This window comes from Candidatus Wallbacteria bacterium (genome assembly GCA_028687545.1).
GTDB lineage: Bacteria > Muiribacteriota > JAQTZZ01 > JAQTZZ01 > JAQTZZ01 > JAQTZZ01.
This window is the reverse complement of record JAQTZZ010000031.1, coordinates 1-25,680: the sequence shown is the minus strand read 5'-3', so window position 1 is coordinate 25,680 and position 25,680 is coordinate 1. Positions and strand designations below refer to the sequence as shown.

Sequence of the window (25,680 nt, the reverse complement as noted above, 5' to 3'; positions counted from 1 at the left end):
AATTCAGATTATAGGCGGGGACTTTCAAGAACTTGTCAGGAACATGTAAAATTAATGTAAAATTCAGTCTGAATTAGTCAGTGCTGTACGGAACATCTTGATTTCAAGGGCATTCGAGTTTATAGCCCATTCCATAAACAGTCAGCAGATATCTGGGGTTCAATGGATCATCCTCGATCTTCTTCCTGATCTTGCTGACATGCATGTCCACTGTGCGTGTGGTGACGTCTGACTCCATATCCCAGACCCGTTCGAGGAGCTGGTTTCTGGTGATCACCCTGCCCCGATTCTGATAAAGGAATGTCAGAATCTTGATCTCGAGTTTGGTGAATTCCACATCCTGCCCTTTGACAAAGACTTTGAATTCATCCATGTCAATGCTGACCTCCCCGAATTCAATCTTTCTGGACACTGCTTCTGATTCCGCACGTTTGGAAAGGCGCGACTTGATCCTCAGGATCAACTCCCGGACTTCGAAGGGCTTGGTGAGGTAGTCATCGCATCCCAGATTGAATCCTGTGACTTTGTCAAAGAGATCGCTCCTGGCCGTCAGGAAAAACACCAGCAGAGAAGCGTCAAGTTTCCGGATCTCGCTGAGAACCTCGAAACCTGATATGTCAGGCAGCATCAAGTCCAGAATCACTAAGCTGATCCCGGACAGATGTTCTCTGATGATTTGAAGTCCGGCTGACCCGTTATCTGCAGTCAGAACTTCGTAACCCTCGGCTTCAAGATTTATTTTCAACCCCTCCATGATCCCACGGTCATCTTCGATGATAATGATCATTTCTTTCATGCAGCCCTCCCTTTTCCAAATCTGAAACGGAAAAGCAGTGTGCCTGCATTTTCCGCCGTCACAGTCCCACCCATCATTTCAGTCAGTTTTTTTACTATGTACAGGCCGAGTCCCAGCCCGCTTCTACCCATGGTTTCGCCTCTGCGGTACTTCCCGAACAAACCGCTGACGTCAGTGTCTTTGGCCAGTTCCCCGTTGTCGGTGTAAGTCAGTTCCCATCCTTCTGTGCTGCCTGAGCCATGGACAGTTACTATCACCTTTGTGTCTTTAATATACTTGAAGGAGTTTTCCACCAGATTCGAGAATATGATTCTGAAAATGCTCTCATCCCCGCAGATCAGGAAATCATTATCAGGAAAATCCAGTTTGCATTCTCTGTAAAATCCGTTGGCATAATCCAGACAGATGGAGGACAGCAGCTGATGAAGGGACAATTCCCTTTTTTCCAGGGATCCTGCCAGACCGGACAACAGGCTGTCCCCTGAAGAAGCTATTTTATCAAAATAGATCAGGTTGGCGATCATGTTCTGGATCTGATTGCATCTCGCGGAAATTACGCTCGTGTATTCAGCGATCTTCGTCACATCCTTCGTCCTCTTGAGCGTATCGGCATAAATCTTGATCGCTGAAAGCGGTGTCTTCAGTTCATGGGAAACAACATGCAGAAAATTATCTTTCCTCTCCTCGAGCCGTTTCAGGAGAATAAAATATCTGCCGATTGCTACTATCACTATGCCCCAGACCAGATACAGCACAAACTGCCATAAAACAAGCTTCTTTCTGGTTCCTGAAATGATCTTGCTCATGACTTCTGGAGCCAGAGCCAGATTGAAGGCAATCCCTGCCGCCCGGTCAGGACAGTCGCTCTGCAGCTCATGGTCAGGAATGAAATTCACCCGATAGTTCAGCTCTGTAAAAGTTTCACGGATTCTGGATAATTCGCTTTCCAGACTTTCATAATCCAGAGCATGGACACTAAATCCAGCGGTCTCGATATTCACCAGAAAACAATGCCGGCTGATATCATCAGACGCACAATAGATGAATCTTCTGGATCCGGTTTCCAGAGAGCTCTTAATCTTTTCAGCCAAGCCGAATCTCCGAAAAAAGTTAACTCCCTGGATTAATGTCACTTCTCCAGAAGTGAACATTTCCTGGAAATTATGGAGAAGGCTCTTCATCATCAGCGGTTCCATGCCGTCACTTTGAGCCAGATCCTCGACCAGAGCGGATTTCAATTTCAGATCAGGATTTTCCTTATGGATCACGCCTAGAAACAATCTGGAAAAAAGAATCGGGTTGGAGAAACCTGCATAATTATTGCAGAACACCTCATAGCTGGACACTATTTCCAAGAAACCCCGGTCAGCCAGGGTCATGTTACCGGTCCGGTAATACCCGATAGCTATGGCATATGAGCGCTCTATCTCCTCCCTGACTTTATTGAATTTCTCTTCAGGGGCAGGGAGTCTGCGGGTATCATTCCTGGAATCATAGATTTGCGGCCCCATCTCCAACTTATCAGCCAGCTTGAGCAGCATCTGGGAAATCTCCTGTTTATGTTCAGGAAGCGCAAGACGGGCTTCGACTTCCCTGGCACCCAGGACTCTGAAAAGTATCGATGTGATAAAGCATAAAGCAAAGAAAAGCGCCGTCAAAAGTAAAAATACAATTTGAAGTTTTCCGTTTTTCCGGGTATCCATATACAGTAATATACCATAGAGAAACATAAAAACTCTTTATAGCAGTAAAATGTTTGGGAAAAATCGATTTAAATCATTTTCGATCTGAATCCAGGGTGCCGGATATGATCACGCAGAAATTCACTTTGTCGTTGAAGAGATAGCTGCCCTTTTCCGGCCCGGCCAGAATAAAACGCTCGCCCTTGCCGTCCCCCAGCATCTCCCTGAGCCTGGAAACATTCTTCCGCAGTGTCTGAGAGTCAGTCTCTGGGTCGTATTCCTTGTTCCAGACCAAGGCAGAGATCTCCGAGGGTTTCATGATCCGTCCCGGTCTGCAGGCCAGCGCTGTGATCAGTGGCACGAGAATCCTTTTCTTGAAGATGCCGATTTTTTGGCCGTCCACGCTCAAATCCCTGTTGATGAAGTCAATGAAAATTTCAAATTCCCCTCCCTGCAGCTTTCTGATCTCGGAATCAGTGATCTGCGCCCTGCCCTTCCGGGACAGGACAAAGCCTCCTGTTTTATAGTCTGCAGACTGCTCATCAAACCACTGAAAAAAAGTCTTCAGCCTGTTCCTGACCGCCTGTGAGGCTTCCTCCATCTTCATTCTGAATTCTCTGCCGCAGTCGTCAGCTTCTCTGCTTCCGCTGGTTTTCAAAATCTTACTGATAAAAAACAGGCTCTTCAGCAGTAATTCCTGATAAGAGGACTGCCTGGCAAAATCCCGGACTTCCTGGAATCTGGCAAGGGCTTCGGGTTTTCCCCTCATCAGCAGGAACTGGGCGTATTCCTCCAGAAAAATATTCCGGATGTATGGACTGTCATCATTCATGATCTTGAAAGCCCTCCCGAAAACTTCTTCTGCTTCGTCCAGTCTGCCGAGGCAGGCGAGAGCCCTGCCCTGATAACCCATCAGCTCCAGCTTGACGCAGTAATATTTATACAGTTCAATCAGGCGCAGAGCTTCGCTGTAATTACGATATGCGGATTCGAAATCCCTGGCCGCGAAATCAATGTCACCGGAAATTCCATAGCAGTAAATCAGATTCCGGTAATATTTTTTGCTGTCCAGGGCGATCCCGATCACCTCTGAAACGCACTTCCGCGCCATCCCGTAATCCTGCAGTTCGAGGCAGAGGTTGGCGGCGCTGATCAGCAGCTTTGATAGCTGTGAAATCAGGTTGTGACTTCTAAGGATCTGCTCTGCTTCCCGAAAATTGTCAAGGGCTTCCTGTAATTTTCCCATTCTGGCCCTGGTGTTGCCCAGATCGATCAGTGTTCTGCTGACCAGGAAAGTCAACTTCTGATCACCGGCCATTTTCAAGGCTTCCAGACAATTCTCCTCAGCCTTCCCCGATTCCCCGAGAAAAAAATAAATTACTCCGATCAGATGCTTGATTTCCGGAATCAGTGTTTCACCACCATCTGAACTCAGAGCGGCCAGCGCATCGTCCAGGGCCTGACGGTCTTCACCCTTCTGGTAATGAAGATACGCCCTCAGATAATGAAATGCCCTCTGATCAACGATCTTCTGGAGCAGGCTCAGGGCTTCTTCAGACTTCCCCACTTCGATCAGGATCTGAGCCTTTGTCTCCATAAGCTCCTGCTCTCTGTAATTTTCGCAGAAGTTGATGGCGTCGTTTAAATGTGGCAGAAAATTCTCCGAATCTTCAGCGATCAGCAGGAATTGCCTGCTGATTCTAATGATCACGTCAATCGCCTTTTTCTTGTCCCCTGCTTCCCAGTAATGATAATATGATTCCTTCATTTCAGAGACATTCAATTCATTCTGGTTGAAAAAATGAAGGGCCACCTGCTCATGGAACTTTCTGCGGCTGTCTTCGGGAAGCTGTAAAGCAGCATATTCCCTTAAAAGATCATGCAGGTGCACTCTGCCTTCGCTGTCGGTCTCGATCAGATATTTCTCGATCAGCAGCCTGCAGGCTGCAGCAAGGTCACTGCGGTCAAACAGCGGGAACCTGTCAGCAGACACAGGGATTCTCAAAATGGAAAGCCTGCACAGGACTTGCCTCTCGGCTTCGGTCAGATTCTCCCACAGCTTGTGGAACAGGAATTTGTCCATCTCATCGAGAAAGCCGGATGACTCGGAGAGTAAAGACTCCAGCGAATGCCGGCCTGTGATCAAAAGGCTGAAAAAGAGTTTCAGGGAGAACGGATGGCCCTTGGTTTTCTGAAAAATCCGGCCTTTTTTCTCTTCAGTCAGGGTTTTCAGTCCTTGAGACCGCAGCAGATTATCCATCAAATCAGAAGCATCAGAATCTTCCAGGCCTTCGATTTTTCTCTGGTAGATCTCGATCAGTTCAAGGGGAGCCAGTGAAAGCCTCTTTCTGGTCGCAATTATGATTTTCCCGCTCTTCAGACTCTCTGATCCGGCAGTAATCAGACCTCTGGTGTGTTCGTTCTCCACCAGATGGAAATCATCCAGAAAAAGGATCAGCGAAAGATCTTCGAGCATTCCGATGATTTCAGCAGGTGCACCCTTGAATCCTGAAGTGTATTTTTTATCTCCAGACAGCTGGGCGATTTTCTGGACAATCTCTGAAAAAAGGTCGTCATCATTCCAGCCGCTCTTGCTGGATACCCAGATCAGGTTTTCCCCTCGCCCGGGTTCTTCCAGAAGATCATAAGCAAGCTGCAGAAGCAGCGCAGTCTTGCCGATACCGCCTATACCTGCGATGATCAGGACATTTCTCTCTGGAATCGCTCTTTTCAGCTCTTTCAGGTCATTTGCCCTGCCGCAGAAAAACGGCTTGGAAGGTAATAAATTCATGGATTCATGATAACGATTTCCGCTGATTGCGGCAAGCCCTGAAGAATATCCAAAATGATTTTTCCGGATAAATACGCTAACATTTATTGTGAACAGATTTTAAACCCTGAAGGAGGAATTGTGGCGACTTATCCGGTCATGCAGGTGGATGCTTTTACAGACAAGCCGTTGAACGGGAATCCCTGTGCCGTGGTTTTCGAGACTGATCAGCTGGACGAAGCTGTAATGCTTGCAGTCTCCCGCGAGATGAATCTGTCTGAAACCGCCTTTGTCCGTGATTCACCTATAGCGGATTTCGGCGTACGTTTTTTCACTCCTGCCGAAGAGATACCATTGGCTGGTCATCCCACGATTGCCACTGTTTTTGCCCTGATTGATTCCGGAAGGCTGAAGTTGACAGACGATTTTATGATGATCAGTCTTGAACTTAAGCACGGACCGATTCCGGTTGAGATTTTCTCTAAAAACGGATCTGTGCAGCAGATAGTGATGAACCAGCGGAAACCTGAGTTTTTCAGTAAACATGATCCCAAAATCGTATTGCCGATTTTCGGTTTGACTGAGAAGGAACTGTTAGCGGATTTCCCCATCCAGACTGTAAGCACAGGCACCAGGCAGCTGATGGTTCCGCTGCGCAGCCTGGAGGCTTTACGAGCGATCAGTTTCAATGTGACCGCCTATGAGGAATTCAGAGCCAAAGCAGATTTTTTCAGTCCTCACCTGTTCTGCCTTCGGGGGATCACAGAAGAAGGCATGACTTTCGCCAGGCACTTCGGCTGCCCGCCGGATCTTCCGGAAGACCCTTTCACAGGTTCGGCCACTGGAGGAATGGCGGCTTACTTATGGCATTACGGCCTGATCGAACAGCCGAAATTCACGGCTGAACAGGGGCACTGGATGAGCCGCCCGGGACGCGCTTTTGTGGAAGTGATCGGACCTCCGGAGGATATGAAAACCGTGAAAGTCGGGGGACAGGCCGTGACTGTGGTGCGGGGTGAGCTGATAATTTAAAACCTGAAAAATGTTCTGCAGAAGCTGATTATATTTCTGCTGATCCCTGGAACCGCTCCCGGCAGTGTAAAATAATTTTCATAATCCATGAGCGCAGAATGCCCATCATTCAGGATATAATGTTCGAAGGCTTTTTCCAGAGTGTCGGGGACAACGGCATTTCCATTCAGCGAGTAGCACAGCAATCTCAACAGCAGGATTCGCAACATTACTGAATTTTATCAAATTTCATGAAACATTGTTGCGGATTGTTGCGCGGGAAAAATAACTCCGGATTCGTTTTCTGGTTATGATTTGCTTGGGACCGGATAAATAAAATGTCGAAAGCCTGAGGCAGGCAATCAGACAATGCAGACATATAAAAGGTCCTGACTCGTGGAGGGGATTAGGGGGAAATTGTATGAAGAACTTACTCTATCACGCTTTGAAATGGGGAATGTCCAGGAAAAAGGCCATTACAATCTGTCTTTTTTTACTTATCCTGCTGATGTGGGAGGCTGACAGCCTCTGGAAGAAGCATCGGGGCGAACAGTACTTCGAAGTTGTAGGGCTGGGAAATTCAGAGTCATTAAGAAATTTCTGCAACTGCAAAGTTTCTAAATATTACTTTAATCCTGCGCAGCGGGAATTTGCTGCTGATTTTTTTCAGATGGCTAAACTGATCTGGACTGAGCAGAAATTCCGCTACGATGCTCTGGAAGATTACTACAACGGTAATCAGGTTCCTGATTCTTCGGATGACTCTGAGGAAAGCTCGCCTTTCTCCGACAAAGCACTGCTGGAAGCAGTCGAAAATCTGGGAAAACATGTGAAAACAGAGGATTCGTTTATGGATGAGCTTCTCAGGGACAGAATGGCTGTAATCCAGGACTTTGAAGGGAAAAGTGTGTATTCCGCGGCAACCACGGCTGGCAAGGTTTTTGCCGCTTATTCCATCCATTGCCTTGAAACCGGCGATTACGAGAAAGCTGTTGCCTATCTGAAAAAAGACCTTGTGCTTGGTCTGGCTTTTTCCCGGGGTGTCGGAAATGTAACAAGCATCCTGCCCGCCATGGTGGGACAGAAGATTATCGGCATAGGCCTGCAGCCTTTGTGCAGAATGTTGGATTACGGGGATCCTGAATTCAGCCTGACCTCCCTGAAATTCCGCTCTGAAAAAACAGCATCATTGATCAGTAAGAGGGGTCTGGAACTTCCGGAACACATCAGGGCTGAGTTGATCAGGATACTTCTGCAGCTAAAAAAGTATAATTTCACCTGCAGCGAAGTTCTGGAAAGCGAAAAAGCTCTCTGGTCCAGGCTGTTTGAAGATCTCTATCACGAAGCCCCGGTCAGGATGTTCCTGTTCGACAGACAGTTCAGCATGTCCAGGAAAGCGGCAGATCTCTATAAGGAATACATGTCTGAAATGCTTGCTCTGGAACAAACAGGCCGACTCTCCATGAAAGAATGTGATGAAAACCGGAAAATATCGTTTTTCTCGTTCGGTCCTCCTAAACTGTCTGAAAGAAGCCATCTTAACGATGCAATGATCAACATACTCCTGACCGTACTGACAGGAGAAACCCAGCCTGATCCATTTTCCGCTGACCAGGATCTGATAGTCAAAACTAAGGATGACAGGATACTGATATATTCACGGGGTCCTGACCGCAATGATGATGGTGGAAAACCCGGTCTTCTCCGGCCTTTCGCCAGATTTCCCAATGGTTCGGATTACTGCGGTGCTTTTCACCCTTCTCTGATTCCCCATAAAATTGAGGGGGTAGCGGATGTCCGCCTTCAGTCTGCAGGATATTCAGCTGCAGGGAAAGGATCTGCAGGCATCTCCTGGGAAGACCGGAATCTCACTGCGGAAATCCGGATCCGGAAAGCCCGGGAAATGCAGGCGCTGGGGAACTATCCTGAAGCGAGGGAAGTCTGGGAGCGGGTAATCGATACCTGCCAGGCTGATTCAGCCCAGGTCCTGCAGGCAGCAGCAGGTTTGAAATATCTTAACGGACAGGTTGAACCTGATTCGGGTCCTGCCAATGTATGGTCGATTTATGTGCCCGTTTTCCGCGTACTGGACTGCGATTACCGCACTGACGACACGGACGAGACGAAGCATTTTCACTCCAGATTCGACGAATCTGAAATCAAATCCATCAGGGAAGCAATGCGGAATTTTTCGGAGCTTGTCTTTAATTACAGCAGGAAAAACATGCGCATCGAATACACGATCGAAGTGATCGACGAGCCGGTCACGAAACTCTCCACAGCGAAATCTCCATTCTCAGAAACACGTTTTACATATCTTCTGAAGTATTGGAATGTGCAGGGCCTGATTTCCAACCGTTTTCCATACCGCAGAACTGACTCGGTTTTCGCCTATGTAAAGTTCGGCCAAGGGAATGATTATATCCCCCGTTATGCCGCTGGAGCTTCAGGAGATTATTGCAGTACAGCCGGGAGTCCAGGATTCGTAAATATTCTCTGCTGCGGGGACATTCGGAAAAAAGGAGAGCTGGAGCTGCATGAATGGCTGCATCAGATCGATTCCGCATTCCAGAACGTACTCCATTATCCGGACGCGCTCGTTCCTTCTCCACATGCGATCAGGGATGAGGGGAAGTTTGGCGGCGACCCGGATTTTCGCAGAAAACCGGATCAGTCCAGCCTGGATTTTTACAGGCATATCATGAGCGAACACATCACTTCCAGAATGTGGCATGAGCTGCATCATCATACTAAAACAGAGTTCTGCAACCACTGGCTGCTGCTTGGCCCGGTAATGGACACAGGCGAAGAGATGGCGGAACTGCTCAGCAAAACATTCGCTGCAGGAAGTGACGGATATCCGGGTATACCCAGGAGAAGATACACTTCCGCAGAAAACTATCTCAGGCTTGACAATATTTTCCCTGACTCGGAAAATGCCTCAGTATACTGTTTCGGCCGTGTCGAATCCGATCAGGACAGGGAAGCAGTTCTCTGGCTCAGTTTCGGAGAGTCAGTCACCGCCTGGGTGAACAGTGTGGAGGTTTTCCGTTCCACAGGCTACCATAATGGGTTTCCGGACAATGGCAGGGCTCAGATCCGTCTGAAAAAAGGCCTGAACTGCATCCTGCTCAGGGTGACAAATAACAATAACTGGTATTGGGGATGCTATGCCCATATCGGAGATGATCATGCCCGGTCTCTGGCAGGAGTCAAATGGGAACAGGAAAATACCTGCTGTGCGAACTACTGCCCTGTGGTTGAATCCACGAACAGTTTGCGCTAGGCAGGCGATCGGGTATAATCAGGGAACAGGTTCTTGTAGCAAGAGGCAGTCATTTTATGGCCAAATTCCTGTTTCTGACTTTGATTTTTCACACGAGGTAGTCTTGCTGTCCAGCAACAATTCAGACATCCAGCTGGAACTTGGCATGCTCAAAAATTTCTGGCAGGAGTCTTATCCGATGTGGAGAAATGGTATATCCCTTCTGAAATGCAAAAATATCATTGACAATGGAATCTGTTAACAGAACTTGAATTTCATAAAATCGCACTCGTTTTCAACTCGGTTCAGGTAATCTCCAGATGTTTTACTTTATTTTTACAATTTTCTGACAGGTTCTTGAAGATTTCTGGTTATACATTTCTTAAAGCGATTTAAAACAATGCGCTGGAGGTTTTATGGAAATCACCGGAAGAATCGAGTTGGAAATCGTCTGAGTAGACACCAAAAGCAGTGTCCAAAGGCCAGGAACTTTATTACGTCACATGGAGGACATTTGAAAACAACAGGAATAAAAACCGGAGCTGAAAGAGGCCGTTTCTGGTTCTTCATCGAAAACATCAAAGTCACAGGGACGGACCCGAGGATACTGCTCTGGCTGGCTCTTCCCTATCAGCACAGAAGCCAGAAAGTAAAGATCAGAGAAATTTATCCTGAGCCCACGGAAATAATCACAGACAGGTTCAATCAAAACAGAGTCGTTTTCTGGGAGATCAAGGATATCCGGAAAAAAAAGCTTCAATTTTACTATGATTTCGAAATGTCTGTCTCTCCTGTCAATACAAGAATAAACCCGACCATGATCAGGGATTACGACAAGTCCAGCGATTTTTTCGATTTTTTTACCAGGTCTGAAGGCCTGATCACACTGACAGGCAGAGTCAGGAAAACCGCAGCCAGGATCGTGGGTCTGGAAAATAATCCTTATTTCAGAGCCAGACTGATTTTCAACTGGATCATTTACAACATGGATTTTGAAGGCACATCTGATGATACGAATTCGGCAGACCAGACCCTCAGGCTTGGAAAAGGCTCCTGTCTCGACTTCGCCTGCCTGTTCGTTGCTCTCTGCAGAGCTTCAGGCATCCCCGCCCGGCCCATGTGCTGCCGCTGGTTTCCAGGAGGCGGGCACGCTTTTTCGGAATTTTTCATCCCCGGATGCGGATGGATTCCGGCTGACACTTCTTTCGCTGAGGGTTTCCTTCAGAAGTCTAAATGCAATTTCGACAAGAAGGCACTTGGATACATCTGCGATGTATTGGGAATTGAAGGTCCTGATCCAGATTATCTTTTCGGAAACCTTTATCCGAATCGGATTATAAACTATGCAGGCCTCGAAAATGAATTCATCTCAAGGAAAACAGGTGAAACAAGAGTCTTCGAAAACCTCACGCCCGGAGGTATTTCCTCAAAACCAAGATCCGTCGAATTCTATGATATACACGATAAAGTCATCCACAGCGGAAACTATGTTTTCGGAGAAAAGGCTACAGACAGGAAACATGCCTATGAAAAAAGCAGCGGCAATTTGCTTTTCTTGCTGATAGAAAATAAGGAATGGCTGGCAGCCAGGAAAAAACTTTTCTGCGACCTGGAGAAACAACCTGACTCGCCGCTGACCAATTACTTTCTTGGACAGACGTTTCTGGCTACAGGAGATTACCAGAAAGCCCTGGATTTCTTTTCAGACTGTCACACTAAGGGCAGCAATATCGGATATTCAGCAAATATCAAGATCTGGGCCCTGAATTTCCAGGGTTTCATTCACGACATTCTGGCAGAAAGGAAAAAAGCGCAGGCATTTTACAGGAAAGTGATTAAAACAGGGCTGAGCTTCAAGGATGCCGCAGGGATCGCCAGACTGTATCTGGGCAGCCCTTTTACTGCGGCAGATGTGGAAAAAATGCTTGAGCACGTCAAAGACTGACCCAAAAATTTACATTGCTTTTACAAGTTTCTGACAGGTTCTTGAAGATTTTTAGGTATAAATAGTTAAGATCGAGTGAGGAGAAATTAGTGGCCGGGAGGGAAGTATGAAGCTGCACCTGTTCATGAACTTGATCATGATTTCCGTGATGATATCCGCAGAGGAGAGATGCAGTATTAATGCGGGGGATTCCACAGCCCGGAAAAGTGAAATCTATGAAAATGCAGTCAAAATCGCCGAAAAACATCAGGGCAGTTTTCAGGTATCTCCTGCTGCAATCCCAGAATCCTGGTCCAATAAAAGGATACCAATCAGAAGCTACCTGGCTGGGATGATTGAGGAAGTGAGACAGCAGGTCAGATTGAGAAATTCATCACCAAACCGGGAGAATCCTGACCAGGGATTTAACACTTTTTTCTGCGATCAGACCCGCCTTCCAGCGGAGATTGACTGGAGGAAGGAAAACAAAGTGACTCCGGTAAAGTCGCAGGGGACATGCGGCAGTTGCTGGGCATTCGCTTCGACAGCCTGCTTTGAATCCGCTATCGCCTGCAAAACTGGCAAGTTGATCGACCTTTCAGAACAGGACCTGATAAACTGCAATTACGAAGGCATGGGTTGCGACGGCGGATTTTACACAGCTGTTGATCTTTTCCGCAAGGAAGGAGGGGTTCTGGAGAGCGATGAGCCTTATCAGGCAGCTAATGGAACCTGCAGGAAAAATCCCAGGAACTACAAAATCACAACCTGGCGCTGGTATTATAAAGATACGCAAGCAGTCTATATAGCAGGCCCGGAAGCGGATCAAATCAGCCAGACTGAAACAGATCTCAAAACCCTGATCAAGATGAGCATAGTACAGTCAGGTTCCTGTGGCATTGCAGTGAAAGCGGACGATTCCTTCATGGCTTATTCAGGCGGGATCTACGATGTTGTTGCCACCGAACCTACAGATCATGGAGTGATAGCAGTAGGCTACAGCGATTCAGGCAAATACTGGATTATCAAAAATTCATGGGACACAACCTGGGGTGAAGAAGGCTTTGGCCGCATAGCATATGGAGCAGCCGGCATAGAAGATATCGGTTGCATGCTCGTCTACCAGAGCGATTCAAGCTCCTGAGCTGACATTGAGAAGAATCTGGACTCGATCAGATAGAATGAAATCTCTTGATCTTGGGGGTAAATATGAAAAAAAGATCCTGATTACTGCCCTGATTTTCATCTGCTCGCTCCAGGCCGCTGATTCAGGCACAGCTGCACCCTGTCCGGGCAACCGGAGTCCAGGGCAGGCTAAATTAGTCTATTCTTCCGGGAACATGGGATATGCTGACGATGACATTTTTATCATGAATGACGATGGCAGCGACCTGAAGCAGTTGACAAACACCACTTACCTGGAAGAGGGAGGCAGCCTGTCCAGCGACCAGAAAATGGTCTTTTACACAAAGGATCTTGACGGAAATTCCGTACCTGATGGAGATAAGGAAATCTATCGCCTGGATCTGCAGAGCGGTCTGGAAAAAAAGGTCACTGACCTGAAGGCGTCAGCCATACACTGGCCCAGCCTTTCTCCTGACAATTCTCTGATCCTCTTCGTGATGGTTGTAAAAGAGATTCAAGATCTGTATATATGCGATCTATCGGGGGAAAACATTCACAGGATCACGAACAACCAGGAGCGGGAAGACTGCCCCAGTTTTTTTCCGGACGGTAAGAGGATCCTGTTCATCGAATACTCTGATCCCAAGACTCTGGTGATGATGAATCTCGACGGCAGCGATAAAACCGTGCTGTCCTGCCTTGAAGACGAAGCGGACAATGCGGCAGTTTCGCAGGATGGCACTAAAGTCGCCTATATTTTCCGCAGGAAAACTGAAGAAGATTTCCGCAGCAGAGGAATCAAACTCATAGATCTGTCAGACAGGAGAGTGAAGCAGGTTATTCATTGCGACGACACCTGGGGGATCGCCATCAACGGAGACCGGATCTTTTTCAGCGGAAGCCTGAGCAGTTCCTATTTCCCAGATGAAGTGAGAGATGAAATTTTTTCGATCAAGTTTGACGGTACTGAGCTGAAAAGACTGACAAACAACAAGACCTGGAAATTTCTAAGAGATGTGAAGTGAAACAAGTTTTTGAAAGTACCGGTAGCAGCTGAACAAAGCAGAGGCATGATTTAAGTACTGGCCTGGGAGGGAAAGATGAAGAGAAGCCTGATCATGAGCGTTTTCCTGGCTGTTACAATAATGATATCCGCCGGGGAAAAACACATGATTAACGGGGATGACTCGCTCCGGAAAAGTGAAATCTATAAAACAGCGGTGAAAATCGCTGCTGAAAACAATGACAGCTTTCAGGTATCTCCTGCTGCACTCTCTGTCTCCTGTTCCTATAGCAGAGTTCCTATCAGGGACATCATGCAGGACATGGTGAGGGAAGTGAAAATGCAGGCCAGGTGGAAAAAACAGTCAGAGACAGACCTCCTTGATCATGAAAAAGGGCCTGACCCATTCTTTGGCGACTTACTAAGCCTGCCTGCGGAAATTGACTGGAGAAAGGAAAACAAGGTGACTCCAGTGAAGTGCCAGGAAATGTGCAGTTCCTGCTGGGCTTTTGCCACGACAGCCTGCCTGGAATCCGCAATCGCCTGCAAGACAGACAGACTTGTGGATCTTTCCGAGCAGGATCTGATGAACTGCAATCCCCTGGGAATGAACTGCCATGGCGGATATTTCACTGCTGTCGAACTTTTCCGTACAATGGGGGCGGTTCTGGAAAGCGATGAACCTTACATGGCTGCCAATGGAACCTGCAGGAACAACCCCAGGAACTATAAAATTGCCACCTGGCGCTGGTTCTTCAAAGATACGCAGGGAGTATGCATCGCCGGACCGGAAGCGGATCAGACAGGTCACACTGAAACCGGTCTCGATTCCCTGATCAAGGCCTGCATTGTAAAGTCAGGTTCCTGCTATGTCGGGGTGACGGTGGACGCATCAGTAATGGCCTATTCAGGCGGCATCTATAACGTGGTTACTGATACTCCCACAAATCATGCCGTGCTGGCAGTGGGTTACAGCGATTCAGGCAGATACTGGATCATCAAGAATTCATGGAGCACAGTCTGGGGTGAGAAAGGCTTTGGCTACATCGCATACGGAGCAGCCAACTTCGGGGAATTCAGCGGCGGGCTCCTCTACCAGGGCAGTTCAACTCCCTGACAGGTTTTTATTTGATAGTTTAGACAAGGTAGGTTGATTACAGTCCCGGGATCATCAGCGTGGGGCAGGTCCAGAATTCACTTCCCTGATGAGGCCTGGTTCCCTTGACCCAGTTATCCCAGTTCTGCTCTTTGTAAATTACTGACATGGCCTCATACAGATTTCCCGGCCAGTCCTCTTTTGTTGGAAGCTCGATCTGGTTAGCTTGAGGCGAGATCAACGACTGGATGATTTCCAGCGGGTCGGTCGGATGCCTGTATGGCCAGGTATCAGGGTTGACCGCATACTGGAAATACTTATCCAGAGCCATTTTCAATGATCTGCCGTTATCTGAAGTGTAATTGAACAGGTCTGTGCCTGCATTCCTCGCGACCAGCATGGCAGAGGAAAGCGGGGAGAGGGCGAAAAATGTATACCACATGCCTTTGACGTGCCGCTTGTTCTCTTGCGGAAGTTCACCTTTTTCATCGATCGCTGAGGCTATGTACCCCTTGATCAGTCCGATCCCATCCTGCAAAGCTGCGTCGTCATGATTGATTCGCGCCACACAGATCGCACCGAAAATACCCCAGGCACCCCAGTTGTTAGGCCTGTCCTTGATCGTGTCCGCGGATTTAAGGAAAACATTGTTCATCCAGGTTTTAAAGGTTTCTTTTCCTTCCCAGGCCGGATAGTCCATCATCAAGTCAGCGGCCAGTACCAGGAGAATTCCCTTGTAAATCATGGTCAAGTCGCCGTCAGAGTTGGAGACCTTTTTATTCTTTGCAGCCCAGGCGTTCAGGATTTGAATGGCTTTGGCAGAGTATTCCTGTTTTTGGGATTTGTCAGGGTGCAGTTGATAGGCAAGCGCCAGAGTATATGCAGCGCCGCCGTCTTCTCTAAGGCATTTTTTAGCTGCCTGATGACCGGGCTTATCTTCATAGTATCCAGGCACATCAAAGTTTTCAGGAGGAGTCGGAGTGTGGCTGAGAGCCTGGTCAGCTTCCTGCTGGAGCCTCAGCCAGGCGTTTCTGACCGGATCAGTATCCAGCTGTTCGCGGATCAGAGCAAGCTGCTGGGGGGTGTGAATCACGCAAGGATACAAGGATAAAGCAGTAGCATAAGACGGGTTTTCAGCCAGGGCCGGGATAGCCGGAATCAGAAGAATTGCAATCAGTTGCAGGATTTTCCTCATCCGCTGTTCCTCCCCCCATAATACTACATTAATTATACCCGGAATTCAGCCTGATTCAATATTTCTAAGGTGTTCAGGAACATACCGCCTGCTGAATTATATTTAATTCCTGAAGGTGTGAGGTTAAGAATTGGGATCCTTTTAGTTACTGCATACAGGCAGAGTTGACTGCCATTAAAATACGATCTAACTTATTGATATAATCGCGAAAAAATGAATTCGGTTCTTCAGATTGACAGACGGAGGAAAAGCATGAACGCTTCTTATTTGAAATTATTGGCTGTTTGTCTATTGTTCCCGATCTTTCTGGCTGACGCAGCCGGTTCAGAAGGGCGGGAGAAACAAACCCATGAGATTTCACTGTCTCCGTCTTACGGGGATGCCTTGATTCAACATTTCGTAGCTGATCCTGATTCGCTCAATCCTTTGCTGACACAAGATTCCGAAACATTTGACGAGGTGCTGCCCTTGATTTTCGACTCTCTGACCCATGTCAATGCCGATCTGACACTGTCTCCCCGCCTGGCTGACTCGTGGGAAACATCCGCAGACAACCTGATGATTACCTATCATTTGAAAAAAGGCATTCGCTGGCATGACGGAGAGAATTTTTCTGCAGAAGATGTCTTGTTCACTTTTGAAAAGATCCTTGACCCGGAATCCGGAAGTCCGATCAGGCAGGCTTTTTTAATCGTAGATACCATCGAAGTTGTAGACACTTATGAAGTGAGAATTCATATGAAAACGCCAACTCTGGATATCCCGTTGAAAATAAACTCCATGATAATCCCAAAGCATGCCTTTGACCGGGTGAAATTCTCTGCCTCTGAATCCAACAGACATCCCATCGGAACCGGTCCGTTCAAATTTCTGGAATTGCAGCCCGGCGGACAGATCACACTGGTAGCGAATCAAGATTACCACGAGGGAAGACCATTTCTGGACCGTGTAGTCTTCAAAATCATCCCTGATGACTCGGCAGCCTTTCTTTCACTGATGAGAGGCGAACTGGATCTGATGAAGCTCTCACCGGATCAGTATACCAAACAGGCCAATTCCAAAGAATTCCGCGACAAGTTCAATGTATACAGCTTCTCTACATATACCTATTGGCATGTGGCGTATAACCTGAACCACCCCATCCTGAAAGATAAGAATACCAGGCAGGCACTTACGATCTCCATCAATCGGCAGAGCCTCATCGACAATGTGCGATATGGCTTTGGAAACCTGATCACAACAGACTTTCTGCCTTCGCACTGGGCTTGCGACAAATCGATAGTTCCATTTCATTATGACCCTGAATTATCCAGAAAACTACTTTCCGCAGCCGGATGGAAGGATGTAGACGGCGATGGAATCAGGGAACGGGATGGAATGAAACTCACACTGGAAATTCTCATCTGGCCCGGTAATCCCACTGTCAAACTTCTGGCTGATACGATAAGTGATTATTGGAAAGCAGTAGGGATAAGTACCCAGGTCAGAATGCTCGCCTGGACGGATTTTTTAGAACAGCTGAACCGTCATAACTTTCAAACCACCCTTGGTGGCTGGGGACAAGGCAATCTGGGTGATCTTCTATACACTCCATTCGAACTCTGGCATTCCTCGCAAATACCCAATGAAAGTAACGGCTTTTCCGGGGACAATTACATTTCTTACCATAACCCTGAAGTCGATAGATTGTGCGAAGCAGGCCGTTCCACTTTTGACAGAGAAAAACTGAAGGAAATCTACTATAAGATTCAAGCCCTGATTCATGAAGATCAGCCTTACACTTTTCTTTATACCAGTGCTGATATTTATGCATTAAGCAAGCGCTTCCACGGCATAGATCCAGCTCCTGCCGGTATTTTCTATAATTTTCCCCAGTGGTACGTGCCAGAGGGAATGCAGAAGTATAAATAAGCCGGATTTTACATTCTTTTTACATGATCCTCATCAGTCCTTTACAACGCTTCGGTATAATCACTTAGAGGGTTGGAGGAGGACATATGGGCAGTAAAAAATGCATGGGGATCAGCGGGTTCACTCTTATTCTGCCAGTGCTTCTCTTTGCGCTGAGGATTCATTGTGCTGCAGCGGGAACAATCCTGGAACAAACTGTGGAAGTTCCACTGCAGGAACGGATCCGGCTGGCAGCCGAAACAGGAGAGATTTCCCTGCTCGAACACCTGATCGATCAGATTACCGATAAGACCGCTGAGGTGCTCCTGTCTGCCTTTAATGCCAGTTGCAAAGCCAAAAGACCTGAAGTGTTGAAATGCCTGCTTGGCAGAGCCGAGTTCCCAGCCAGAGATTTCAGCAAGGGAAGTGACTCTGATCTTTACTCCTTGCTTAATGATTCGCAAGATGAGGAACTGCTCAGGCTGATGCTGAAAAAAGGGGCGGTCAAGCACCATCACGAAATCGTGCCTGCAATACACAGCGTCGATCTGGCGGCCGAGCTGAAGCTGGAATCGCGGGAAATGGGAATGAACAGATTAAACACTCTGTGCTTTGTAAAAAGCCCGGAAGTTGCGCAATATCTAATCGACCACGGCTGTTCGCCGAAGGACGGCTACCTGCCAACCAGCCCTCTGGCCTGGGTGGACAGGGTGGATGTGGCAGAAGTGCTGATCAGGAATGGTGCGGAATTCAATTTTCAGCAGCCGCCACCCTATGTCAGGACAAGAGAAGCTTTATGCTGGCGTCAATGGGATGATCAGTTACTGCCGCATGTGAAAACCAGGGAAATCGCAGAACTGCTGATCAAGAGAGGCTGCGGATACAATTTTCCGGATTCCTTTGGAAGCTATGCAATCCACTGTGAAAGGATCACTCCTCCTGTACTAGGACTGCTTCTTGAACTGGGACTTTCTCCTAATCTTCCTGATGCAGATGGATTGGCCCCACTTTTCCATTTCACCGATTCAGCTGAAAAAGCGCGCATTCTGCTGGAGCAAGGAGCAGATCCCAAACTGAGAGCTCCTTTAAAGGCGAGTCCGGATGGAAAGATAACGGAAAAGTCCGGGTACACATTGCTGCATCTCGCCAGAACAGGAGATTTCGCCCGCCTGATGCTTGAATCCGGACTTGATCCCGATGTGCGTGGAGGGGAATTCGATGAAACCCCACTGCACAAAGTCACTGATCTGGATGCCCTGAAAGCTCTGGTCGAAGCGGGAGCAGATCTGAACGCCAGAGACAGCTTTGGGAACACACCGATTTTCAACAGGAACCTGAATCATGCCGGTCTCAAATACCTGATCGAACATAGGGCTGATCCGGAAGCGCTGAATCTCAAAGGCATAGGTGTGAGGGAAATGCATCCTGACACCTATTGTCAGGACTATCTGAAATCAATCTGCAAAGAAGTGGCCCTGCCTTTTTCCCGCAACCTGAGCTTGACCCAAAACCCGCTTGCTTTCCAGGAGGCAGTGGATAAAGGAGCCAGTATCCTGGAACCTTTTGATTTCAGCACGGAAAAAGACAGACAATTAAGGGAAAATGACGGAGAGCTCCCCCTGGTTGCGCTGCTGGCAAACCGCCAATGCAATGTAAAAGAAGGCAATAATATCTATGAGGATAAGGTTTACCTTGATCTGATCAGAAAATATCTGGACCAGGGCGGAAACCCGCGGGTCACGGATAGATATGGCCGGAATCTGCTGATGCTCTGCCCCAGGCTCGAAGTTTACAGGATGCTGGAAAAAAAGGGATTCGACTTTGGAAACTATATTCACTGGATGCTCGATCCCGCAGTAGAGGAATGCGGGAACGTGGAAATGATCCGCTTTCTTCTGGAAAAAGGCGGGCCTGGGCTCAAGGATGAAAAATGTGTCGATCGATGGGGTAAAAGTTCCAAGATCGATTCACTCCGGAATTGCCGTCTCGAATACATGGATCTGCTCATCAAAGCTGGATTTTATCCTGACGCAACATATGACACAGTTACTCCATTGCATCTGGCAGCATATATGAGTCATCTTCCGGACGATCTTCAAAAAGCCGAAAAACTGATCGCAGCAGGTGCAGATACCAATCTTGCAGACAGGTTTGGTCATACGCCGCTGCATTTTGTAGCGATGTTTTTCTACATGCAATTGAGCTACTATCAAGCACCAAGTGATTATCTTGCCGATAATGCGATCTTGATGTTGAAAGCCCTGCTTGCAGGTGGAGCGAATCCTCTGCTGAAAGACAAGGACGGCTATACTGCACTGGAACTGCTGAAGAAAAGACTCAGCGAAAAACACATACCTGAAGAAGGCAAACTGCTTGAAATGATGAAACTGCTGGAATAGTCAGCTTTTGATGATTACGTTTCAGACTGAGTCGATTGGAGGCGGGCAGATGAGCAATCAAAAATTCATTGGATTCAGCCGGTTCATTTTTTTCCAGCTGATGCTCCTGATCGCGCTGAAAGTTCATTGTGCTGTTCCGGAAACTGCCACAGGCCATACTCTGGAAGTTCCGCTGCAGGAGCAGATCCGTCTGGCCGCTGAAACAGGAGAGATTTCTCTGCTCGGGAGCTTGATCGACAGGATTACAGATAAGACCGCTGAAGTGCTGCTGTCAGCTTTTAATGCAGGATGTAAAGCCAAAAGACCGGATGCGCTGAAATGCCTGCTGGGAAGAGCCGAATTCCCAGCCAGGGATTTCAGCAAAGACAGTGATCCAGACCTGTACACCCTGCTGAACGACAGACAGGACGAAGAACTGCTCCGCTGCCTGCTGGCAAAGGGGTCAGTCAAGCTGCACCGTGAAATGGTGACCGCGATCCATAACGCAGAGCTGGCGTCCCGGCTCAGGCTGGAATCCTGGAACAGGAAGACAGATGATAAGTCGCCGCTCTGCTATGTGAAAAGCCCGGAAGTGGCACAATACCTTATCGACCGCGGATTTTCGCCGAACGGCTTCAAAACCTCATGCTCATGGGATAATTTACCGCTGGCTTATGTGGACAGGGCGGATGTGGCCCAGGTGCTGATCAGGAACGGAGCAGATTTCAGGATGCCGAAGCAATTCAATTTTCAGTCGGAAGAAAGTATTATCTGTTCATGGGATCAGCATCCGCTGCTGAAGACCAGGTCCCTGGAAGTAGCCCAGCTGCTGATCAGCGAGGATTGCGGCTGGGAGCTTCCAGACTGGCATGAGAATTATTCGATTACTGAGCCTTTGAAAAATCCTGACCTGCTGAAGCTCCTGCTGGAGCAGGGAATGCCCCTCAACATTACAGATTGCCGCGATGAGCCGATTCTTTTCCAATACACATCTTTAACAGTTGAGACCCGCATGCTGCTCGCACACGGAGCAGATCCCAAAGCCAGAATGCCGATCCAGGCAGATGATATTTTAGGCTGGGGGCTTCATCGTCACATGGACTCGGCGGAAATGGAGTCAGACCTGGCCGGGAAGCTGGGATACACCTTGCTGCATTGCGCCAGGAACGAAGAGTTCGTACGATTGATGCTGGATTCAGGGCTTGATCCCAATCAGCGCGGAGGAAAGAGGGGCGAAACACCGCTGCACACTGTCTCTGATCCGGGAGCGCTTTCAGCCCTGATCGAGGCCGGGGCCGATGTCAATGCCAGGGATGACTTGGGAAACACGCCTTTGTTCAATATACAACTCAAACCTGAGGGTTTGAAAATACTGCTCAGCCACGGAGCAGATCCGGATGCCTTAAACAACCAGGGGCAAAGTGCCCTGGACGTGCATTTTGGTGACAAGTGCAGGGACCTTTTAAAAACATGCAGTAAAATCAGGATAAAGGCTCAAACTGAAACCAGCGTGAAGGAAGACTTTTCTCCTTCTTCCGTGCTGTACTATCTTCGCCACGAGAACGGATTGACCGACGAGGATAAAATCTACCGGATTCGCAGATGTCTTGCTCAGTCAGCAGTCAAGGTTAATGAGGATGACTGCCGTGAGTTCCTGCGGATCTGTCCAAGGCCTGAAACTGCCCGAATGCTGGAACAAAAGGGGTTTGAACTGAAGCGAGATATTTTCGAAATCATGGTTGATGCTGTCAGTGGAATCGGGCATGCAGACCTGGTTCGGTATCTGCTGGAAACAAGAATGCCAGATCTGATGATGTGCGAAAAGGGGTACAAACTCAAAGATGGCAGAGTGGCTAGGCAACCTTTTCTGCTGTTCTGCCGATCAGAATACATCGATATGCTTGTCAAAGCGGGATTTTCACCGGATTCGGCCTCGCTTTGCGGCATCACTCCGCTGATGGAAGCTGCGCTGAATTTTACCGAAACCGACAGCTACCGACGATTAGAAAAATTGATCGCAACTGGCGCGGATGTCAATCTGGTCAGTGAAGGTGGATACACAGTTCTGCATCATCTTGTGCTTGATTTCACCTACAACTGGTCTGGCAACGATGACTCTGCCATGAACAGCATGCAGGACTATGCCTTGCGAATGCTGAATTTGCTGCGGCAGGCGGGGGCAGACCCCCGGATCAGGGATAATCAGGGCAGGACCGCTCTGGAAATGTTTAGGAATGACTGCAGCGACAAGGGAGTTCCCGAAGAGGGCAGGCTGCTTGAAATGATGAAACTGCTGGAATAGTCAGCTTTTAATGATTACGTTTCAGACTGAGTCGATTGGAGGCAGGCAGATGAGTAATAAAAAATGCATTGGATTCAGCAAGTTCAATTTTTTCCTGGCAGTGCTTCTGGTTACGCTGAAAGTCCATTGTTCTGTCCCGGAAACTGCGGTTGACCAGATTCTGGAAAAACCGCTGCTGGAACAGATCCGATTGGCAGTGGTAACAGGTGAAATTTCCCTGTTTGGCAGCCTGATCGACAGGATTACAGATAAGACGGCTGAAGTGCTGCTGTCAGCTTTTAATGCAGGAATCCAGGCCAAGAGACTTGATGCGCTGAAATACCTGCTGGGAAGAGCCGAATTCCCGGCCAGAGATTTCAGCAAGGAAAGTGACCCTGATCTTTACCTCATATTGAGAGACTCTCAGGATGAAGAACTGCTCAAAGCCATGCAAAAAAAAGGGAAAATCAAGCTCCACCCTGAAATGGTGCCTGCTGTCCACAGCATTGATCTGGCGGCTGAATTAAAGCTGGAATCATGGGAGGGAAATTTCGACTGGGCTGACCAGCTCTGTTATGTAAAAAGCCCGGAAGTGGCGCAATATCTGATTGATCACGGACATTCGGTTAATCCAGGCTACCTGCCCTACAGTCCACTTGCCTGGGTAGACAGGATGGATGTGGCGGAAATATTGATAAAGAATGGTGCGGAATTCAAGTTCCAGCAGCCGGCTTCTATTGACAGATCAAAAGAAGTCGGCTTCCGGGATCGCTGGTCGTATCAGATACTGCCGCGCGTGAAAACCAGGGAAATCGCAGAACTGCTGATCAGCAGAGGCTGCAGATACGATTTTCCGGATGCAGCCGGATATTTTCCAATCCACTGTGAAGATATCACACCTGCAGTGCTCGAATTGCTGCTTGATTTAGGAATGTCCCCGAATCTTCCAGATGGTTTCGGGATTCCACCTCTCTTCTATTGCACTGATTCAGCGGAAAAAGCGCGCATTCTCCTCTCGCACGGAGCTGACCCCAAGCTCAGAATCTTTCGCTGCAATGTAGACCTTCTCAGACAATACACAACTCCTCTTGATGTTTCAGCTTATGAAAATTACCAAATATCCAGGAAACAGAAGGGAACTGCAGCTGATAAACCAGGATACACCCTGCTGCATTGCGCAAGGAGCGGAGATATTGTCCGATTGATGGTGGAATCAGGACTTGATCCTAATGCGCGGGCCGGTGAATTAGATGAAACCCCGCTGCACAGAGTCTACGAACTCAACGCTATTAAGGCACTGATTGAAGCAGGAGCTGATGTGAACGCCAGGGACAGCCTGGGGAATACTCCGATTTTCAACAATATACTTGGCAGGGAAGCTCTCAGCTGCCTGATCGAAAATGGGGCTGACCCTGGGGCGATAAACAGCAGAGGATTAGGGATCATGGAAGTGAATCGGGATGAATATAACCTTGAATACTTGAAAACCATCTGCCCGAAAGGATCTCCTATTCCACTGGAGCGCAATTGTACGGTAATGAAGGAACACAAAGTTTTTCAGGAAGTCCTGGAAAAATGCGGCAGTATCCTGAAACCCTTTGATTTTTCCACTGAAAAAGATGGTTACTACAAACAGTATGACGGCCAGCTGCCTCTGCTTGTTCTGCTGGACAATCGCAACGACTATGGTAGAAGGGATGTGTTTGACGATGATCACTATATTTACGTTGACCTGATCCGGAAATTTCTGGACGCTGGCGGGTCTCCGCAAGTCAAGGATTCAAACGGCTGGAATCTCCTGATGCTCTGCCCGGTGCTGGAAGTCGCCAGAATGATGGAGAAAAAAGGCTTTGACCTGAACAGTACGATCGATCCTGTGCTCGACCAGGCAGTGCGGGAAATCAGGAATGAGGATATGGTGCGATATCTTCTGGAAAAAGGAGGCCCTGCGCTCAATAAAAAAAAATCAAGCACATTACTGGAATGCCGTTTCGAATATGTGGAGATGCTCGTAAATGCCGGATTTTTTCCTGATGCAACCGATAAAAACGGCGACAGCGCATTGCTTTATGCGATAAAAAATCAATACTATAAAAAAACACTGGCATTGACCGCCGCCAGGGCCAATCCGCGTGCAGCAGACAGATCCGGAAACACGCCTTTGCATTGCATGGTTAACCGTTTGGTCGGGTCGTTTACCAGGACTGTCACTGAAGACGAGTTGAATAAATATGAAGCTTATTTTCGCAAAGAATTTGTGGCAGTATTAAAAGCGCTCAGAGAAGCCGGAGCTGACCCGGGAGCGAAAAACCGGGCTGGCGAAACAGCGCTTGACATGCTGAGGAAGAAATGCCGCGAAACCCACTTGTCTGAAACAGGCATTATTGCAGAAATCGCGGCACAGCTGAAATAACCCGATCTTTCAGAAAAACACTTCACAAATGCAGCAAAATGCGCTGTATTTTTGATATAATGACAGTAAAATGGAATTCTGTTCTTTGCAATACAGTGGGAGAATTAATTTGAATGTTTCCGGACTGAAACTGTTGACAGTTTCCCTGCTGCTCCCGGTCTTTCTGGCGGCAGCCACGAATTCGGACACCCTGGAGAAAGCCCTGTTCGAGCATTATGTGCTGAAGGATACTGCCTCAGCCAGCGCAGATTACAAGACTTTTCTCAACAACCCGAAAAAAGCCAGGGACATCAGGGTGTTGGAGAAGGCCGAAAACAGCTATCACGAACTGTTGAAAACGCAGACCAGTGAGATTTCACCGTCCCCGTCTTACGGGGATACATTCGTTGAGCCATCACTTGAACCTGTAACTCTTAATCCTCTGCTGGCAGAAGACACTCCATCTGGTGATGTATGTTGTATGATCATGGATTACCTGGCTGACTATGATAAAAATAATAATCTGATTCCCAAACTGGCTGAAACCTGGGAAATATCAGCTGACCATACTGCGATTACTTACCACTTGAGAAAAGATGTCCGCTGGCATGACGGAGCACCATTTACTGCAGAGGACGTCAAATTCACCTGTGATAAAATTATGGACCCAGAGTTAGGAAGCAGTTATAAAAGTTACTTCGCAGACGTAGTCACAGTTGAAATAATTAATTCTTACACCATCAGAATCGCTTGCAGCAAGCCTGATATTTATCTTGTTGAACATCTCTCCCCGGTAATTATTCCCAAACATATATATGAAAAAGAGAATATCCGGACCTCGGAATTCAACCGCCATCCAATCGGAACCGGCC

The 25,680-nt window shown here is 47.8% G+C and carries 16 protein-coding genes; 11 read left to right on the top strand and 5 right to left on the bottom strand.

Annotated elements, in window-relative coordinates; translation table 11 throughout:
* Positions 1-103: 103 nt before the first annotated feature.
* The 3 genes from PHW04_12565 to PHW04_12555 form a co-directional block, all read right to left on the bottom strand.
* A complete protein-coding gene (locus tag PHW04_12565; GenBank protein MDD2716717.1) occupies positions 104-796 on the bottom strand; it encodes a response regulator transcription factor in 693 nt (230 codons plus the stop codon).
* Entirely contained in the window at positions 793-2,499 is a 1,707-nt protein-coding gene (locus PHW04_12560) for a HAMP domain-containing sensor histidine kinase (protein ID MDD2716716.1), read from the bottom strand. Before PHW04_12560 ends, PHW04_12565 begins: the two co-directional genes overlap by 4 nt.
* A gap of 73 nt (positions 2,500-2,572) precedes the next feature.
* On the bottom strand, positions 2,573-5,269 hold the full coding sequence (locus PHW04_12555) for a tetratricopeptide repeat protein (GenBank protein MDD2716715.1): 2,697 nt from the start codon (positions 5,267-5,269) through the stop codon (positions 2,573-2,575).
* Positions 5,270-5,389: 120 nt separating this feature from the next.
* Between PHW04_12555 and PHW04_12550 the strand changes: the two genes are divergently transcribed.
* Positions 5,390-6,280 (top strand): PhzF family phenazine biosynthesis protein, encoded by an 891-nt coding sequence (locus PHW04_12550; GenBank protein MDD2716714.1) that lies wholly within the window; start codon positions 5,390-5,392, stop codon positions 6,278-6,280.
* On the opposite strand, the gene PHW04_12545 is transcribed toward PHW04_12550, so the two are convergent.
* Entirely contained in the window at positions 6,277-6,489 is a 213-nt protein-coding gene (locus PHW04_12545; GenBank protein ID MDD2716713.1) for a hypothetical protein, read from the bottom strand. The two genes, PHW04_12550 and PHW04_12545, sit on opposite strands and share 4 nt — an antisense overlap.
* A 191-nt stretch (positions 6,490-6,680) precedes the next feature.
* On the opposite strand from PHW04_12545, the gene PHW04_12540 reads away from it, so the two are divergent.
* The 5 genes from PHW04_12540 to PHW04_12520 all read left to right on the top strand — a co-directional run bounded on the left by PHW04_12540 (position 6,681) and on the right by PHW04_12520 (position 14,693).
* Positions 6,681-9,545 (top strand): hypothetical protein, encoded by a 2,865-nt coding sequence (locus PHW04_12540; protein ID MDD2716712.1) that lies wholly within the window; start codon positions 6,681-6,683, stop codon positions 9,543-9,545.
* A gap of 493 nt (positions 9,546-10,038) precedes the next feature.
* On the top strand, positions 10,039-11,469 hold the full coding sequence (locus tag PHW04_12535; GenBank protein ID MDD2716711.1) for a transglutaminase domain-containing protein: 1,431 nt from the start codon (positions 10,039-10,041) through the stop codon (positions 11,467-11,469).
* A 106-nt stretch (positions 11,470-11,575) separates the two neighbouring features.
* Positions 11,576-12,592 (top strand): C1 family peptidase, encoded by a 1,017-nt coding sequence (locus PHW04_12530; protein MDD2716710.1) that lies wholly within the window; start codon positions 11,576-11,578, stop codon positions 12,590-12,592.
* Positions 12,593-12,629: 37 nt separating this feature from the next.
* Positions 12,630-13,598, top strand: coding sequence for a hypothetical protein (locus PHW04_12525; GenBank protein MDD2716709.1), 969 nt, complete (start codon positions 12,630-12,632; stop codon positions 13,596-13,598).
* 75 nt (positions 13,599-13,673) lie between these two features.
* The gene (locus PHW04_12520) at positions 13,674-14,693 is read left to right on the top strand and encodes a C1 family peptidase (protein ID MDD2716708.1); all 1,020 of its coding nucleotides are present in this window, start codon (positions 13,674-13,676) and stop codon (positions 14,691-14,693) included.
* Positions 14,694-14,730: 37 nt separating this feature from the next.
* On the opposite strand, the gene PHW04_12515 is transcribed toward PHW04_12520, so the two are convergent.
* The gene (locus PHW04_12515) at positions 14,731-15,867 is read right to left on the bottom strand and encodes an alginate lyase family protein (GenBank protein ID MDD2716707.1); all 1,137 of its coding nucleotides are present in this window, start codon (positions 15,865-15,867) and stop codon (positions 14,731-14,733) included.
* Between the two features lie 252 nt (positions 15,868-16,119).
* Here PHW04_12515 and PHW04_12510 point away from each other — a divergent pair, with 252 nt between their 5' ends.
* The 5 genes from PHW04_12510 to PHW04_12490 form a co-directional block, all read left to right on the top strand.
* A complete protein-coding gene (locus tag PHW04_12510; GenBank protein ID MDD2716706.1) occupies positions 16,120-17,778 on the top strand; it encodes a peptide-binding protein in 1,659 nt (552 codons plus the stop codon).
* Positions 17,779-17,864: 86 nt separating this feature from the next.
* On the top strand, positions 17,865-20,156 hold the full coding sequence (locus PHW04_12505; GenBank protein ID MDD2716705.1) for a hypothetical protein: 2,292 nt from the start codon (positions 17,865-17,867) through the stop codon (positions 20,154-20,156).
* A 49-nt stretch (positions 20,157-20,205) separates the two neighbouring features.
* Positions 20,206-22,437, top strand: coding sequence for an ankyrin repeat domain-containing protein (locus PHW04_12500; GenBank protein MDD2716704.1), 2,232 nt, complete (start codon positions 20,206-20,208; stop codon positions 22,435-22,437).
* A gap of 49 nt (positions 22,438-22,486) precedes the next feature.
* On the top strand, positions 22,487-24,829 hold the full coding sequence (locus PHW04_12495; protein ID MDD2716703.1) for a hypothetical protein: 2,343 nt from the start codon (positions 22,487-22,489) through the stop codon (positions 24,827-24,829).
* Between the two features lie 109 nt (positions 24,830-24,938).
* On the top strand, positions 24,939-25,680 hold a 742-nt coding region (locus PHW04_12490; GenBank protein MDD2716702.1), incomplete at its 3' end, for an ABC transporter substrate-binding protein.